We start from the raw sequence: 15,807 nt of genomic DNA on the forward strand, positions 1-15,807 counted from the left end.
GGAGTCAGTCGACAGGGAACGACGATGCCGCGTGGCTCGGCAGGCCTCGGGTTCGTGACGGGAGGGCCTCACGCTGCGACATCGCGTACCCGGCGACAGTGATGGACAGTGCCGTGAGCGCGACGGCCAGCTGGGTCGACGTGCCGCTCGGGTCCACGACCATCGCCCAAACTGCCACCGTTCCGTCGACTTGACTGCCGAACTGGATCGCGGCCAGGGCGTACACAGTCGGTGGGAGCCACGCGAAGGTCGGCATGCGTACGAAGAGCGGCGCGAGAGCCAGCACGGCGTACACGGCCACGTTCCGCAGGATGGCGGTGGTCGACGCCCCGGCGGTCCCACCGGACGCTGGGCCGGCGACGCATGCGACGAACGCCAGAGCGATGAGCGCCAGAGCCCACGCCCCGCGGGCGATGCGGGCGCGAACCGGGTTGGGCCGTGGGAACGAGGGACTGACGCACCCGACCGCGACCCCGACCGCAGCGACGGCGGGAATCAGCAGCACGAGCGCCACAGGGCTGGCGAGCTGCTGACCGCCGACCCGCTCGACGATCGACGAGCGGCACAGTGCCGACGCGACGAGCGTGGCGAGCAGCACCGACATCGCGAGCCTCGTGTGGTGAACGCCGAGCCACGCGCGAAGTGTGCTCACGGAGCCGCGGACAGGTCGCAGACCGACCACGCGGACATGACGCGTTCCACCTCGTCCGGGCTCAGCGGCGTGAGGCCGGACGCCATCGGGTCGTACGGCTCGTCGACGAGACCGGTCCACGTGAACACGAGCGACTCCAGCGCTGCGAAGTAGGCGTCCGGCGGGGGTGTGTCCGCCGAGAGCTCCGCGCACCAGCCCGGCATGAGAAGGCGCTGGACAAGCGCGGGCGTGTCCGTCGGGCCGGGCTCGAGGATCGGGAGGCTCATGACGCCACGACCGTCCGCTGCGTCGTAGCGGCGGCTCGACTCTTCGACTCGCGTGGGGACGAGTGAGTCGTACTGCGCGTCTCGCGCGGCCGCGACGAGGGCATCGACAGCGGCGAGCGTCGGACCGGAGTAGCGGCGATGCTCTGGGTAGACACACATCACGGGTGCGGAGCCCGAGCAGTCGTCAGGTGCCTGCGGTGCTGCTGTCAGGGGCTCACCGGCCACTGCGCGTGGAGCGACGATCACGATCGACGCCGTGACCAGGGCTGCCGTCACCCAGGCGATACCCGGCGTGACGATCGCGCTCCGCTGGACGGGCCGCGCCATGACCATGATCCCGGCGGTGGCGAGAAGGACCGCGCTCTGCACCAGGAGGTGCGTGATGTTCCACGTCACACCGATCTGGGAGATCGATGCTCCCTGATCTCCGAGCACTTCGAACGTCGCGGTGGCGGCGCCGACGTTGGTGAGGAGGTAGGAAAGCGCGAACGCAGTTCCGGCTGCCAGGATCCCGGCGAGCAGAGGGGACACGCACCGACCGACGAACGATCCGAGCGCAGCGAACCATACGAGCGTCGAGCAGTGCGCGACGACGGCGAGCACGATCGGGCCCCAACCGACTCGCGGCTCGAGAACCCCGCCGACGACCAGCCCGGCGGCGATCACTGCGACATGCGCGCCTGCGGCGGGAACGGCAGTCCATGCCGCCGCCCAGGCGTACTCCGTTCGCCCCCGCCTGGTCGTGAACGGGAGGTGACGAGCGCCGGGGCGGGTGAGACGCGCCGCGTCGACGGCTGCGGTCGCTGCGATGACGGGCCAGATGATCCACAGACCCAGAGCCATCCAGCGGACCGTCCACATCCCTTCGCCGAGGTACGGTGCCTGTCGCATCGTCGCAATCCCTGCGTCGACTCCGAGGACCACCAGGGCCGCCCATGGTCCGGCGAGCGTTCTCAACGCATAGCGGACGTGCGTGGTCACGGACGTCCTCCCGAGATCAGGGTCGCCATGGCCCGTTCCAGGGGAGTCTCGCCGGGGGCCGAGGCCTGCGCTCTGCCCTCCAGCTCCGGGATGTCGCCGTCGAAGACGAGCTCTCCTTCCGAGAGGACCAAGACCCGCGATGCGAGTCCTCGGACATCCTCCACGAGGTGCGTCGAGACGATCACTGCGCGGTCGACGGCGACCTTCTCGAGGATCTCTCGCACCGCGATCCGCTGGACGGGGTCCAGCCCCACCGTGGGCTCGTCCAGCAGCACGACGTCCGGGTCATGAACGAGCGCCTGTGCGATGCCGAGGCGGCGTGCCATCCCGCCGGAGAGGGCGCGGATCCTCGAGTCGGCGCGCGTCGTGAGGTCGACGGACTCCAGCGCTCGACCGACTGCGTCCGCTCGGAGCGGACGCGGGACACCCTGGAGCCACGCGACGTGAGTGAGGAACTCGGTGCATGTCGCGCCTCGGGGGAGATCAGGCGACTGCGGCAGGTAGCCGACCGCACCGCTCCCGAGGAGCGTCACGCGGCCGGTAGACGGCTTCTGCAGACCGGCCAGCAACCTGAAGAGTGTCGACTTCCCCGCACCGTTCGCGCCGACGAGGCAGGTGACTCCTGCGCCGATCTCAGTGCTGAAGGGGCCGAGAAGAAAGCCGTGCCGGTACCGGAATGACAGGTTGTTGACAGCGACGCCGTTGAGCAAGGTGAGGCTCCTAGCTGAAAGGTCGGTCGCTCGGCCCACGAGCGAGCGACCGACCTTTCCTCGGACAACAGTCAGTACTTCGCGCCGTTCGTCCAGAGCACATTGCTCGAGACGTCCGTTCGCAGCGGGATGTCGAGCTTCACCTGGATCCCCGCTCGGGCATAGTCGGCGGTTCCCGGAACCCCCGTCTTCGCGCTCTTCGTCACCCACTTCGACGTGTCATTCGAACGCGCGGTGTCCTTCTCGGTGTAGTAGTAGTACTGCGACGTGCAGGAGAGGTAAGGCGAAGTTGCGCAGTAACCTGCGTTGATCCAGGTCTGAAGCTTGGCGAAGACCTTGTGGTTGTCGGCATTCTTGTACTTCAGATGTAGCCGGCCACGGTGAGCGGAGCGCTCGAAGAAGCCCACGAGAGGGCTTGTCCGGCCGTTGCCGACCCAACGACGAGCGCGGCTCCCAGAGCGATTGTTCCAACTGCTCGACGACGTTGCTTGTATCCCCCAGATTCGGGCCGCACCGTGCGGCAGCCTGTCGCGCACGCCGCCGAAGGTATCAGCCGGTTCGGACCGGTGTGAGCCGTTTGGTCGGCCTGTTTTCTCATCCGAGCATCAGACATGACGCGCCGACGCGGCCGAGCCAGGGCTCGTTGCTGTGGTGCGACGAGATGTGGGTCGACGCGCTCAGCCCAACACCGAGGGCACATGGGGGTAGCTGCCGACTGGTGCGGGTAGCCTGGACCGTCGTGGCCACCACCGACTTCCCCGCCGAGATCCGCGACCTGCGCACCACGCTGGAGTCCATCCAGGCGGTGAGCGACCCGACCGCACTGCGCGAGAAGATCGCGCGCCTGTCCGAGCAGGCCTCGGCGCCCGACCTGTGGGACGACCCGGAGTCGGCGCAGAAGGTGACGAGCGCGCTGTCGGCGACGCAGAGCGAGCTGGAGCGCGTCGACAAGCTGCGCGGGCGGATCGACGACCTCGAGACCCTGGTCGAGCTGGGCCAGGAGATGGAGGACGAGGACACGCTGGCCGAGGCCGAGACTGAGCTGGTCAAGATCCGCAAGGACCTCGACCAGCTCGAGGTCCGCACGCTGCTGGCGGGGGAGTACGACCAGCGCGAGGCGGTCGTGACGATCCGCTCGGGCGCCGGTGGCGTGGATGCGGCGGACTTCGCGGAGATGCTCCTGCGGATGTACCTGCGCTGGGCGGAGCGGCACAACTACTCCACGGCGGTGCTCGACACGTCGTACGCCGAGGAGGCCGGCCTGAAGTCGGCGACGTTCGAGGTCAAGGCGCCGTACGCGTACGGGCACCTGTCGGTCGAGGCGGGTACGCACCGCCTGGTCCGCATCTCGCCGTTCGACAACCAGGGGCGCCGCCAGACGTCCTTCGCGGCGGTCGAGGTGATCCCGCTGATCGAGCAGACGGACAGCATCGAGATCCCGGAGTCGGAGATCAAGGTCGACGTCTTCCGCTCGTCGGGCCCGGGCGGGCAGTCGGTCAACACGACGGACTCGGCGGTGCGCATGACGCACATCCCGACGGGCATCGTCGTCTCGATGCAGAACGAGAAGTCGCAGATCCAGAACCGCGCGGCGGCGTTGCGCGTCCTGCAGTCGCGGCTGCTCCTGCAGCGTCAGGAGGAGGAGCGCGCGGCGAAGAAGGAGCTCGCGGGCGACATCAAGGCGAGCTGGGGCGACCAGATGCGCTCGTACGTCCTGCAGCCGTACCAGATGGTCAAGGACCTGCGCACGGAGCACGAGGTCGGCAACCCGGCCGCGGTGTTCGACGGCGACATCGACGACTTCATCGAGGCGGGCATCCGCTGGCGCCGCGCGCAGGAGTCGCAGACCTCCTGAGTCAGCCGACCGTGGAGGCCCGCACGGTGAACGACGTGGGCAGGACGATCGGCTCGTTCGGCACGGGCGTGCCGCGGAAGCTCGCGAGCAGCGCACGCGCCGCGACCTGACCCATCTCGCGGATGGGCTGGTGCACGGTCGTGAGCGGCGGGTCGGTCTGCGCGGCGAACGGCAGGTCGTCGAACCCGACGACAGCGACGTCGTCGGGGATGCGCAGCCCCGCGCGGCGCAGCTCCGTCATCGCGGCCATCGCCATCGTGTCGTTGTGCACGAACAGCGAGTCGAACTCGAGCCCTGCCTCGAGGGCGCGGTGGACGGCGGCCTGGCCGGACTCGTAGCTGAAGTCGCCCTCGACGACGTGCAGGGGGTCGAGCGTGCGGCCGGCGGCGGCGAAGCCCTCGGCGAAGCCGGCGAGCCGGTCCTGCACGCACCCGAAGCGCGGGTCGCCGGAGATGACGAGCGGGGCGCGACGGCCGATGCCGAGCAGGTGGTGGGCCGCGGCGAGCGCCCCGAGCCGGTTGGTCGTCGCGACGGATCCGAAGCGCGGCTCGTGCCCGCGGTCGTCGATGAGCACGACGGGCAGGCCCTCGTCGTGCAGGCGCGTGATGTAGTCGAGCGTGCCCTCGGGCTCGACGACGAGCAGGCCGTCGAACGCGCGCGCGGAGACGTGCTCCGTGAACCGGCGCATCGACTCCTCGCCCTGCGTGGTGGTGAAGACGAGCATGCCGTAGCCCTCGTCCTCGATGGCCTCGATGGCGGCCTGCACGACCTCGCCGATCCACGGCCAGGTCAGCGACGGCAGGAGCATCGCGACGACGTGCGTGGTGCCGCGCGCGAACGCGACGGCGCGGGCGTTGGGGACGTAGCCGAGCTCGTCGATGACGGCTCGGACGCGTGCGGCGGTCCTCGCGTCGAGCTCGTCACGTCCGTTGAGGACGCGCGAGACGGTGGTCTTGCTGACACCGGCGCGTTGCGCGACGTCGCGGATGGTCACAGCCACGCGTCGATTGTCCCGGTCCGGGAAGCGTCACGGGGCCACGCGGGCCCCGAAACCACCGAGTGTGACGCAGAGCACATAGGATGACTTCGGGTTACGAAGCGAAGCCAAAGCGGCCGAACCGTACCGGCCTCTCGACAGTCAGGACACGCTTTGGTGACAGCGCTTGCGTTCTCGATGGCTTTGAGTCTTGAATTCAAGCCATCACTCCGGGGCGGTGGGTCAAAGACGGCTCCACGCACGGACGGAGCGGCCGCAGCCGCACCGCCGCGCCCCGGACGGTGTGCCAGAGGAGTAGACGACGATGTCCCAGACCTGGAAGAAGCTGTCGGTCGCGATCGCGACCGTCGGCCTGCTCACCGCCTCCCTCGCCGCGTGCAGCAGCGAGCGCGACAGCGACAGCGACACGAAGGCGACGCCGGGTGCGACGACCGGCGCGTCCGAGGGCGGTGGCCTCATCGGCATCGCGATGCCGACGAAGGCGCTCGAGCGGTGGAACCGTGACGGTGCCCACCTCGTCGAGCTGCTGGAGGACGCGGGCTTCGAGACGAGCCTGCAGTACGCGGACAACAAGACCGACCAGCAGATCAGCCAGATCGAGAACATGATCAACGACGGCGCCAAGGTGCTCGTCATCGCCTCGATCGACGGCACCACGCTCGGCCCGGTGCTCGAGCAGGCCGCCGCGAAGGACGTCAAGGTCATCGCGTACGACCGCCTGATCAACGAGACGCCGAACGTCGACTACTACGCGACGTTCGACAACTACAAGGTCGGCCAGATGCAGGGCCAGTTCATCGAGGAGACCCTCGGCCTGAAGGACGGCAAGGGCCCGTTCAACTTCGAGCCGTTCGCCGGCTCGCCCGACGACAACAACGCCAAGTTCTTCTTCCAGGGCGCCTGGGACATCCTCAAGCAGTACGTCGAGAACGGGAAGCTCGTCGTGCCGTCGGGCAAGGCGCCCAAGACGGACGACCAGTGGACGAACATCGGCATCCTCGGCTGGGGCTCGGACGACGCGCAGGCCGAGATGGAGAACCGCCTCAACTCGTTCTACGGCGGCGACACCAAGGTCCAGGTCGTGCTCTCCCCGAACGACTCGCTCGCGCTCGGCATCGCGCAGGCGCTCACCGGCGCGGGCTACAAGGCCGGCGAGGGCTGGCCGGTCCTGACCGGTCAGGACGCGGACCAGGCGAACGTGCTCAACATGCTCGCCGGCAAGCAGTCCATGACGGTCTGGAAGGACACGCGTGCGCTGGGTGACGCGGTCGCCAAGATGGTCGAGGAGGTCGTCTCCGGCTCCGAGGTGACGGTCAACGACACCGAGACCTACAACAACAACGTGAAGGTCGTCCCGACCCTGCTGCTCGACCCGCAGGTCGTCACGCCCGACACGGTCAAGAAGGACCTGGTGGACTCCGGCTTCTACACGGCGTCCGACCTGGGTCTGTGACCCGAGCCTGACCAGGGGCCGCCGGCGCACCCTTCGCGGTGCGTCGGCGGCCGGCCAGGCCCGCCGCCCGAGGCAGGGCGGCACCGCCAGGGTCCGCGACGCAGCGGACCGGTCGTGACCGGGCAAGGACCGAGGACCAGATGGACACCACAGCAACACCCGACTACATCCTCGAGATGCGGGGCATCACCAAGCGCTTCCCCGGCGTGCTCGCGCTCTCGGACGTGAACCTGTCCGTCCGACGCGGCGAGATCCACGCGATCTGCGGCGAGAACGGCGCGGGCAAGTCGACCCTCATGAAGGTGCTCTCGGGGGTCTACCCCCACGGCTCCTACGAGGGCGACATCGTCTTCGAGGGCACCCCCGCCGAGTTCCGCAGCACGCGCGACTCGGAGCACGTGGGGATCGTCATCATCCACCAGGAGCTCGCGCTGTCGCCGTTCCTGTCGATCGCCGAGAACATCTTCCTCGGCAACGAGCGCGCGGCGCGCGGCGTCATCGACTGGAACCACACCAACTCCGAGGCCGCGAAGCTGCTCGCCCGCGTCGGCCTGGACGAGCGCCCCGACACGAAGATCATCGACATCGGGGTCGGCAAGCAGCAGCTCGTGGAGATCGCCAAGGCGCTCTCCAAGGAGGTGAAGCTGCTCATCCTCGACGAGCCCACCGCGGCCCTGAACGACGAGGACAGCGCGCACCTGCTCGGGCTGATCAGCGGCCTGCGCGAGCTGGGCATCACCTCGATCATCATCAGCCACAAGCTGAACGAGATCGAGTCGATCGCCGACACCACGACGATCATCCGCGACGGTCAGACCATCGAGACGCTGGACATGCGCAGCGACGGGGTCACCGAGGAGCGGATCATCCGCGGGATGGTCGGCCGACCGCTCGACAACCGGTTCCCGGAGCACACGTCGACCATCGGCGAGGAGGTGCTGCGCATCGAGGACTGGACCGTGCACCACCCGCTCGACCAGGCGCGCAAGGTCGTCGACGGTGCCTCGCTCAACGTGCGGCGGGGCGAGATCGTCGGCATCGCCGGGCTCATGGGCGCCGGCCGCACCGAGCTCGCGATGTCGGTGTTCGGCCGCTCGTACGGCTCGCACATCTCGGGGCGGGTGTACAAGGACGGCCAGCAGGTCCAGCTCCACAGCGTGAGCGCGGCGATCAACGCGGGCATCGCGTACGCGACCGAGGACCGCAAGCACTACGGGCTGAACCTCATCTCGACCATCCGCGACAACATCTCGGGTGCGGCGATCCACAAGGTCGCCTCGCGCGGTGTGATCGACCGCAACGAGGAGCTCAAGGTCGCCGAGCGGTTCCGCAAGGACCTCGGCATCCGGACGCCGACCGTCGAGGCGCTCGTCGGGAAGCTGTCCGGCGGCAACCAGCAGAAGGTCGTGCTGAGCAAGTGGATCTTCTCCGACCCGGACGTGCTGATCCTCGACGAGCCGACCCGCGGCATCGACGTGGGCGCGAAGTACGAGATCTACACGATCATCAACAGGCTGGCTGACGCGGGCAAGGGCGTCATCGTCATCTCGTCGGAGCTGCCCGAGCTGCTCGGCATCTGCGACCGCATCTACACCCTGTCCCAGGGGCGCATCACGGGCGAGGTCGCCCGGCAGGACGCGACCCAGGAGCGACTCATGCAGTACATGACCATGGAGAAGGACGTGACTCCCCGATGAGCACCGACACCAACCTCGCCCCCGCGATGCCCCCGGTGAGCAGGCCCGCGTCTCGCTGAGCCAGCGCCTGTCGGGCCTCGGCGGCAACGCGCGCCAGTACGGCATCTTCGCGGCGCTCGTCCTGATCGTCCTGCTCTTCCAGGGGCTCACGGACGGCCGGCTCCTCAAGCCGGACAACGTGGTCTCGCTGTTCCAGCAGAACGCGTACGTCATGGTGCTCGCCATCGGCATGGTCATGGTGATCGTCGCCGGGCACATCGACCTGTCGGTCGGGTCGGTGGTCGCGTTCGTCGGCGGCGTCGTCGCGGTCACCATCACCGACTGGGGGCTGCCGTGGTGGCTCGCGGTGCTCATCGGCATCGCGATCGGTGCGGCGGTCGGCGCGTGGCAGGGCTTCTGGATCGCGTACATCGGGATCCCGGCGTTCATCGTGACACTCGCCGGCATGCTGATCTTCCGCGGCCTCGCGCTCGTCGTCGTCAGCCAGACCATCCGCGTGAACGACACGTCGTTCAACTCGATCGTCTCCGGCTCGCTGCCGAACTTCCTCGGCTTCAGCGGAGACATGGACGTCGTCACGCTCCTGATCGGCGCGCTCACGATCGCGGCCTTCGCGTTCACGCAGCTCCGCGCCCGGATGCAGCTGCGCAAGCACGACCTGCACGTGGAGTCGATGGCCGCGTTCATCGCGAAGATCGTCGGCGTCGCGATCGCCGTGGGCATCCTCGCGGTGCTGCTGTCGCTGTCGGCGGGCGGCATGCCCGTGATCCTCGTGATCGTCGGCGTCCTGATCGTCGCGTACACGTTCCTCATGGGTCGCACGGTGTTCGGCCGGCACATCTACGCGGTCGGTGGCAACCGTCCCGCGGCGAGCCTGTCGGGTGTGCGCACCAAGCGCGTCGACTTCATGATCTTCGTCAACATCGGCGCGCTCGCCGGTGTCGCGGCGATCATCACCACGGCGCGCGGTGGCGCGGCCGTCGCGGCCGCGGGTCAGAACTTCGAGCTCGACGCGATCGCGGCCTGCTTCATCGGTGGTGCGGCGGTCACGGGCGGCATCGGCCGGATCTCGGGCGCCATCGTCGGTGCGCTCATCATGGGCGTCCTGAACATGGGTCTGTCGATCATGTCGGTCGACCCGTCGTGGCAGCAGGCCATCAAGGGTCTGGTGCTGCTGTTCGCGGTGGCGTTCGACCTGATCAACAAGCGTCGGGCCGGCACGAGCAGCTGACCCGACCCATTTGGCCGGCTCCCGGCCCGACGGACACTAAGGTGCGAGCGTGAGCAGGCGAGCGGGCACGGCCGGCTCCCAGTCGTCCCTGCGCGAGGCCAACCGCCAGCTCGTCGTCGAGACGGTCAAGCGGTACGGCGGCCTGACGCAGGTCGAGCTCGCCGAGGCCACCGGTCTGTCCCAGGCGACGGTGTCGACGATCGTCCGCGAGCTGTACGCCGCGGGGGTCGTCGACACCGTCGCGACCACGCGCAGCGGGCGGCGTGCCCAGATGGTCACGCTCGCCCGCCGCGTGGGTCTGGCGGCCGGCGTCCAGATCGGGCACCGTCACCTGCGTGTCGCGCTCGGTGACTTCTCGCACGAGATCCTCGCGGAGCAGACGCTCCCGCTGCCGGTCGAGCACCGGGTCGACACGACGCTGGACCGCGTCGCGCTGCTGGTGATCGACCTGCTCGAGAGGGTCGGGGCGTCGCTCGGCGACGTGGTGGGCATGGGGGTGGGCGTTCCCGCACCGGTCGACTCGGCGACGGGGATGATCTCGGTCGAGGGGATCATGCCCGGCTGGGACGACGTCCACCTCGGGCAGGTCCTGTCCAAGCGGCTCGAGCTGCCGGTGTACGTGGACAACGACGCCAACCTGGCGGCCTTCGCGGAGTCGACCGTGGGTGCCGCACGGGACCGGGCCGACAGCCTGTTCCTGCGCGCGTCGTACGGCGTGGGGGCCGGGATCGTGCTCGGCGGACAGGTGCTGCGCGGGTTCGCGGGCACGGCCGGGGAGATCGGCCACCTCACGGTCCGCCCGGACGGTCAGCCGTGCCGGTGCGGCCGGCGGGGGTGCCTCGACACGGTCGTCGGCGCGGGTGCGTTGCTCGACGCGGTCGGTCCGGTGCCGGGGATCGCGAGCCTGCGCGACGTCGTGCAGCGTGCCAACCAGGGCGACGAGCGTTGCGGCGACGCGATCGCGGAGGCCGGTGCGGTGATCGGTGCGGCGCTCGCCGGGCTGGTGCTGGCGGTGAACCCGCAGGTCGTCGTCGTGGGCGGTGAGCTCGCGGAGACGGGCGAGACGCTCGTCGCGCCGCTGCGCTCGTCACTCGCGCGGCACGCGCTGCCCAACCGGATCGCGCCGCTCGAGGTGGTGCGCGCGAGCCTCGGCACGCGCGCGGAGATGGTGGGGGCGCTGGCACTCGCGGTCCAGTCGACCGACGTGCCTCTGAGCGTCGACGAGACCGTCGACGTCGAGGGCTTGGGGTGACGTCGGTGGAGGACCGTTGACGACGCAGGAGTGGGAGACTTCACTGACCGCAACACATCGACGTGAAGCAGGTGAGCACATGAGCGCGGCATCGGTGCCTCTGCTGTCCATGCGCGGCATCAGCAAGAACTTCGGTGCGGTCGAGGCCCTCGCGGGCGTCGACCTGGACGTGTTCGCGCACGAGGTCGTCGCGCTCGTCGGCGACAACGGCGCGGGCAAGTCGACGCTCGCCAAGGTCGTCGCGGGCGCGTACACCCCGGACGCGGGTCTGATCGAGATCGCGGGGGAGCCCACGACGATCCCGACGCCCGCGGCCGCGCACCAGCTCGGCGTCGCGACGGTGTTCCAGGACTTCGCGCTGTGCGACAACCTCGACGTCACGTCCAACCTGTTCCTGGGGCGCGAGGTGCGCACGGGCGGGCTGCTGGACGACGGGTACATGGAGGCCACCGCGCGGCGCGTGCTCGACAAGCTCAACTCGCGCATCCCGTCCGTCCGCACGCCGCTGTCGACCCTGTCGGCGGGGCAGCGGCAGTCCGTGGCGATCGCGCGGACGCTGATCGGCGAGCCACGCATCGTCGTGCTCGACGAGCCGACCGCCGCGCTGTCGGTGGCGCAGACCGCCGAGGTGCTCACGCACATCGAGCGGCTGCGCGAGCTGGGGCTCGCGGTGATCCTCATCAGCCACAACATGACCGACGTGCGTGCGGTGTCCGACCGCATCGTCGTGCTGCGCCACGGCCGCAACAACGGCACGTTCGACGCGGCGACGACGAGCCACGAGGAGGTCCTCGCGGCGATCACCGGCGCGACGGTGCGCCGCCAGCCCCGGCTGCACGCGCTGCGCTGACCGGCCCGGGCGGCGCACCACGCCGGGTCGCCGCCCTGTTCGCGCCGGTTCGTCCCGATCCCTCGGGGCCGGCCCGGCGACCTTCACCGGACCTCCCCGCGCGCTCGGCGTGTCGTCGGACCGGGCCCACGGCGGCGGTGCCTAGTCTCGACGCGCCGGGCACCCGTCCGGTGACCGGGCCCGCCCGGTCCGGTGGTGCGGGACCCGCCGCAGCGAGCAACCCGAGCGAGCAGCGTGATCAAGTTCGAGAACGTCACCAAGGTCTACGCGCGCGGCGCACGCCCCGCGCTGGACCGCATCACGCTCGAGGTCGAGCGCGGTGAGTTCGTCTTCCTCGTCGGCGCGTCCGGCTCGGGGAAGTCGACGTTCCTGCGGCTCGTGCTGCGCGAGGAGCGGGCGTCCGCCGGGAAGGTGTTCGTCGCCGGCAAGGAGCTCGGCTCGCTGTCGTCGTGGAAGGTCCCGCAGCTGCGCCGCCAGATCGGCGCGGTGTTCCAGGACTTCCGCCTGCTGCCCAACAAGACGGTGTTCGAGAACGTCGCGTTCGCGCTGCAGGTCATCGGCAAGCCGCGGCACCAGATCCTGACGACCGTCCCGGACGTGCTCGAGATGGTCGGGCTGGCGGGCAAGGAGAAGCGCCGCCCGCACGAGCTGTCCGGTGGTGAGCAGCAGCGCGTCGCGATCGCGCGCGCGTTCGTCAACCGGCCGCAGATCCTGCTGTGCGACGAGCCCACCGGCAACCTCGACCCGACGACGTCCCTGGGGATCATGCGCCTGCTCGACCGCATCAACCGCACCGGAACGACCGTGGTCATGGCCACGCACGACGACGAGATCGTGGACCAGATGCGCAAGCGCGTCGTCGAGCTCGCCACCGGTGAGCTCGTGCGCGACCAGTCGCGCGGCGTCTACGGCTCGGACCGCTGAGGCGAGGGCGACATGCGACTGCGGTTCATCCTCTCCGAGATCGGCATCGGTCTTCGTCGGAACCTGTCGATGACGATCTCGGTCGTCCTCGTCACGTTCGTCTCGCTGACGTTCGTCGGCTCCGCCGCGCTGCTGCAGCTGCAGATCGGCAAGATGAAGGACGACTGGTACGACAAGGTCGAGGTCTCGGTCTTCCTGTGCCCGGCGACGTCGCCCGAGCCCACGTGCGCGGGCGGTGAGGTCACCGACGAGCAGAAGGACGCGATCACCGCGGCGCTCGACGAGCCGGAGATCAAGCCGCTCGTCGAGGAGGTCTTCTTCGAGACGAAGCAGCAGGCCTTCGACTCGTTCAAGAAGCAGTTCGGCGACCAGTCGTGGGCGTCGGTCGCGACCGTCGACGACATGAACTCCTCCTTCCGCATCAAGCTCACCGACCCCTCGCAGTACGAGGTCGTGGCCGACGTGGTCTCCGGCAAGCAGGGCGTGGAGTCGGTGCAGGACCAGCGGCGGCTGTTCGACCGCCTGTTCCTGGTGATCGACCGCGCGACGCTGCTCACGGGTGGCCTCGCGGCCGTCATGCTCGTCGCGGCGGTGCTGCTCATCACCACGACGATCCGCCTGTCGGCGATGTCGCGACGGCGTGAGACCGGGATCATGCGCCTCGTCGGCGCGTCCACGTGGTTCATCCAGCTGCCGTTCATGCTCGAGGGCGCGCTCGCGGCGACGGTCGGGTCGCTCCTCGCGGTCGGTGGGCTGTGGCTCGGCGTGGAGTACCTGGTCACAGACTGGCTGGGCGGTACGGTCTCCTGGATCCCGTACGTGACCACAGCCGACGTCCTCACGGTCGCGCCGCTCCTGGTGGTTGCCGGCATCCTGCTGGCCGCGATCTCCTCGCTCGTGACCCTGAGCCGCTACACGAAGGTGTGAGCATGCGCCGACGCACGCGACCGAGCCGACCGAGCCAGCCGACCGACCGGCGCACCACCGGCGTCGCCGCACGCCCCGGGGCGCGCGCGTGCCGGTCGGGTGCGCTGCTCGCGATCGTGGGGCTGGTCGCGACGATCGTGCTCGGCGCGGTCGCGGCGCCCGCGAACGCCGACGCGATCGACGACCGACGCAAGGCCGCCGAGCGGCAGAAGGCGGCCAACGAGAAGGAGCGCTCGGACGCCGAGGAGGTCCTCGAGGGCCTCGAGGGCGAGCTCGGCGCGGTCTCCGACCGCCTGCTCGAGGTGCGGGCGCAGCTGCCCGCCGCGCGGCTCGCGGTGCAGGAGGCCGAGGCCGAGTACGCGAAGGCGACGCGCGAGGCCGCGATCGTCGCGGCGCGCCTGCAGGACGCGCGCGAGCAGGCCGACGACCTGTCCGCGACGATCGAGGCGGACTCCAGCGAGTCGTCGCGCCTGCGTGAGGCGATCGGGCAGATGGCGCGCGAGGCGTACCGCGGCGGCGGTGACGTCTCGGGCGTGAGCATGGTGCTCGACGCCGACTCGAGCGAGGACTTCATCCGGCGCGCGGACCTCATGAGCCAGGCGCTGCGCACGCGCGCGCAGGTGCTCGACGACCTGCAGGCCACCGAGTCCGGCAACCGCAACTCCGCCGAGCGGCTCCAGGCCGTCCAGACGCGCATCGGCGAGCTCAAGGACGAGGCCGACGCGAAGGTCGAGCAGTCCAAGGCGGCGAAGAAGGCGGCCGAGGACGCCAAGGCGACGCTCGACGCCCTGCTCGCCGAGGAGCAGGAGAAGCAGGCCGCGCTGCTCGCGAAGAAGGGCGAGATCACCGCGCAGCTCGCGCGCATCGACCGGGAGTCCAAGCGCATCGAGTCGGACCTGCGCAAGGCGATCGAGGAGCAGAAGAAGCGCGACGCCGAGCGCGCGAAGGACCCGGACCCCGGCGACCCGCCGCCGTCGTCGTCGGGGACGCTCTTCGTCAACCCGACCCAGACGCGGCCCATCCACGTGACGTCCGAGTACGGGATGCGCTACCACCCGGTCCTGCACTACTGGCGCCTGCACGCGGGCATCGACCTGCGCGACTACTGCGGCAACGACGTGTACGCCGCGCGTTCGGGCACCGTGGCCTGGACGCAGTACCGCAACGGGTACGGCAACCAGGTGATGATCACGCACGGCTCGGTCAACGGCCGCTCGCTCGCGACGAGCTACAACCACCTGTCGTCGTTCGTCGTGCGCCCCGGCGCGTACGTGAAGGCGGGTCAGCTCATCGCACGTGCGGGCAACACGGGGATGTCGGGCGGCTGCCACCTGCACTTCGAGGTGTACTTCAACGGCGCGACGACGAACCCCCGGCCGTACCTGCCACTGTGAGCCGATAACCGCTGCGCCACCCGCGCGGGCGGCGGGTAGGCTCGAGCGGCCCTCACGACGGGGGCCCGTGGTCCGACGACCGCGGACGAGGACGAGGAGGGGTGCGCGGTGGCCAAGGACTCCGGGCGCAAGCTCGTGGCCGCCAACCGCAAGGCCCGCCACGACTACACGATCGAGGACGTCTTCGAGGCCGGCGTGGTGCTGACCGGCACCGAGGTCAAGGCGCTGCGCGCCGGCCGCGCGTCGCTGGTCGACGGCTGGTGCGAGATCGAGGGCGGCGAGGCGTGGCTGCACGGGGTGCACATCCCCGAGTACGCGCAGGGCACGTGGACCAACCACGCCCCGCGGCGCAAGCGCAAGCTGCTGCTGCACCGCGAGGAGATCGACCGCCTCGAGTCCCGCACGCGCGAGAAGGGACACACGGTCGTCCCGCTCGCGCTCTACTTCCTCGACGGCCGGGCGAAGGTCGAGATCGCCCTCGCCCGCGGCAAGAAGGACTGGGACAAGCGTCAGGCGCTGCGTGAGCGGCAGGACAACCTCGAGGCGCAGCGCGCGATGCGCGACCTGCGCGACCGCTGAGCGGGTCCCCGGCCGCTCCACCGCAGGCCGCGATAGGTT

15 protein-coding genes are annotated in these 15,807 nt (G+C 69.8%); 10 read left to right on the top strand and 5 right to left on the bottom strand.

Annotated elements, in window-relative coordinates; all coding sequences use genetic code 11:
• Positions 1 to 4: 4 nt before the first annotated feature.
• The 4 genes from CBP52_RS01625 to CBP52_RS17795 form a co-directional block, all read right to left on the bottom strand.
• The gene (locus tag CBP52_RS01625) at positions 5 to 652 is read right to left on the bottom strand and encodes a hypothetical protein (protein WP_157732468.1); all 648 of its coding nucleotides are present in this window, start codon (positions 650 to 652) and stop codon (positions 5 to 7) included.
• Positions 649 to 1,449 (bottom strand): hypothetical protein, encoded by an 801-nt coding sequence (locus CBP52_RS17435; protein WP_157732469.1) that lies wholly within the window; start codon positions 1,447 to 1,449, stop codon positions 649 to 651. The genes CBP52_RS01625 and CBP52_RS17435 overlap by 4 nt, the downstream gene beginning before the upstream one ends.
• A 446-nt stretch (positions 1,450 to 1,895) precedes the next feature.
• Positions 1,896 to 2,609, bottom strand: a complete 714-nt coding sequence (locus CBP52_RS01635) for an ATP-binding cassette domain-containing protein (RefSeq protein WP_198303511.1) — start codon at positions 2,607 to 2,609, stop codon at positions 1,896 to 1,898.
• 71 nt (positions 2,610 to 2,680) lie between these two features.
• Positions 2,681 to 3,016 (bottom strand): hypothetical protein, encoded by a 336-nt coding sequence (locus CBP52_RS17795; protein WP_198303512.1) that lies wholly within the window; start codon positions 3,014 to 3,016, stop codon positions 2,681 to 2,683.
• Between the two features lie 332 nt (positions 3,017 to 3,348).
• On the opposite strand from CBP52_RS17795, the gene prfB reads away from it, so the two are divergent.
• Positions 3,349 to 4,464 (top strand): peptide chain release factor 2, encoded by a 1,116-nt coding sequence (gene prfB / locus CBP52_RS01640; protein WP_094179549.1) that lies wholly within the window; start codon positions 3,349 to 3,351, stop codon positions 4,462 to 4,464.
• 1 nt (position 4,465) lies between these two features.
• On the opposite strand, the gene CBP52_RS01645 is transcribed toward prfB, so the two are convergent.
• On the bottom strand, positions 4,466 to 5,464 hold the full coding sequence (locus CBP52_RS01645) for a LacI family DNA-binding transcriptional regulator (protein ID WP_094179550.1): 999 nt from the start codon (positions 5,462 to 5,464) through the stop codon (positions 4,466 to 4,468).
• A 301-nt stretch (positions 5,465 to 5,765) separates the two neighbouring features.
• Here CBP52_RS01645 and chvE point away from each other — a divergent pair, with 301 nt between their 5' ends.
• The 9 genes from chvE (at position 5,766) to smpB (ending at position 15,768) form a co-directional block, all read left to right on the top strand.
• Positions 5,766 to 6,914: a multiple monosaccharide ABC transporter substrate-binding protein gene (gene chvE, locus CBP52_RS01650; RefSeq protein ID WP_094179551.1), complete on the top strand. Its 1,149-nt coding sequence runs from the start codon at positions 5,766 to 5,768 to the stop codon at positions 6,912 to 6,914.
• Between the two features lie 140 nt (positions 6,915 to 7,054).
• On the top strand, positions 7,055 to 8,611 hold the full coding sequence (gene mmsA, locus CBP52_RS01655; RefSeq protein WP_094179552.1) for a multiple monosaccharide ABC transporter ATP-binding protein: 1,557 nt from the start codon (positions 7,055 to 7,057) through the stop codon (positions 8,609 to 8,611).
• Positions 8,612 to 8,714: 103 nt separating this feature from the next.
• On the top strand, positions 8,715 to 9,842 hold the full coding sequence (gene mmsB / locus CBP52_RS01660; protein ID WP_369826332.1) for a multiple monosaccharide ABC transporter permease: 1,128 nt from the start codon (positions 8,715 to 8,717) through the stop codon (positions 9,840 to 9,842).
• Between the two features lie 49 nt (positions 9,843 to 9,891).
• Complete coding sequence (locus tag CBP52_RS01665; protein WP_094179553.1) at positions 9,892 to 11,094, top strand: ROK family transcriptional regulator; 1,203 nt, start codon at positions 9,892 to 9,894, stop codon at positions 11,092 to 11,094.
• A gap of 79 nt (positions 11,095 to 11,173) precedes the next feature.
• Positions 11,174 to 11,944, top strand: a complete 771-nt coding sequence (locus tag CBP52_RS01670; protein WP_094179554.1) for an ATP-binding cassette domain-containing protein — start codon at positions 11,174 to 11,176, stop codon at positions 11,942 to 11,944.
• A gap of 234 nt (positions 11,945 to 12,178) precedes the next feature.
• On the top strand, positions 12,179 to 12,868 hold the full coding sequence (gene ftsE, locus CBP52_RS01675) for a cell division ATP-binding protein FtsE (RefSeq protein ID WP_094179555.1): 690 nt from the start codon (positions 12,179 to 12,181) through the stop codon (positions 12,866 to 12,868).
• Positions 12,869 to 12,880: 12 nt separating this feature from the next.
• Entirely contained in the window at positions 12,881 to 13,795 is a 915-nt protein-coding gene (ftsX, locus tag CBP52_RS01680) for a permease-like cell division protein FtsX (protein WP_094179556.1), read from the top strand.
• Between the two features lie 2 nt (positions 13,796 to 13,797).
• Complete coding sequence (locus CBP52_RS01685; RefSeq protein ID WP_094179557.1) at positions 13,798 to 15,189, top strand: M23 family metallopeptidase; 1,392 nt, start codon at positions 13,798 to 13,800, stop codon at positions 15,187 to 15,189.
• A gap of 108 nt (positions 15,190 to 15,297) precedes the next feature.
• Entirely contained in the window at positions 15,298 to 15,768 is a 471-nt protein-coding gene (smpB, locus tag CBP52_RS01690) for an SsrA-binding protein SmpB (protein WP_094179558.1), read from the top strand.
• The last annotated feature ends 39 nt before the right edge of the window (positions 15,769 to 15,807 follow it).

Source organism: Cellulomonas sp. PSBB021, from assembly GCF_002240455.1.
Lineage (GTDB): Bacteria > Actinomycetota > Actinomycetes > Actinomycetales > Cellulomonadaceae > Cellulomonas > Cellulomonas uda.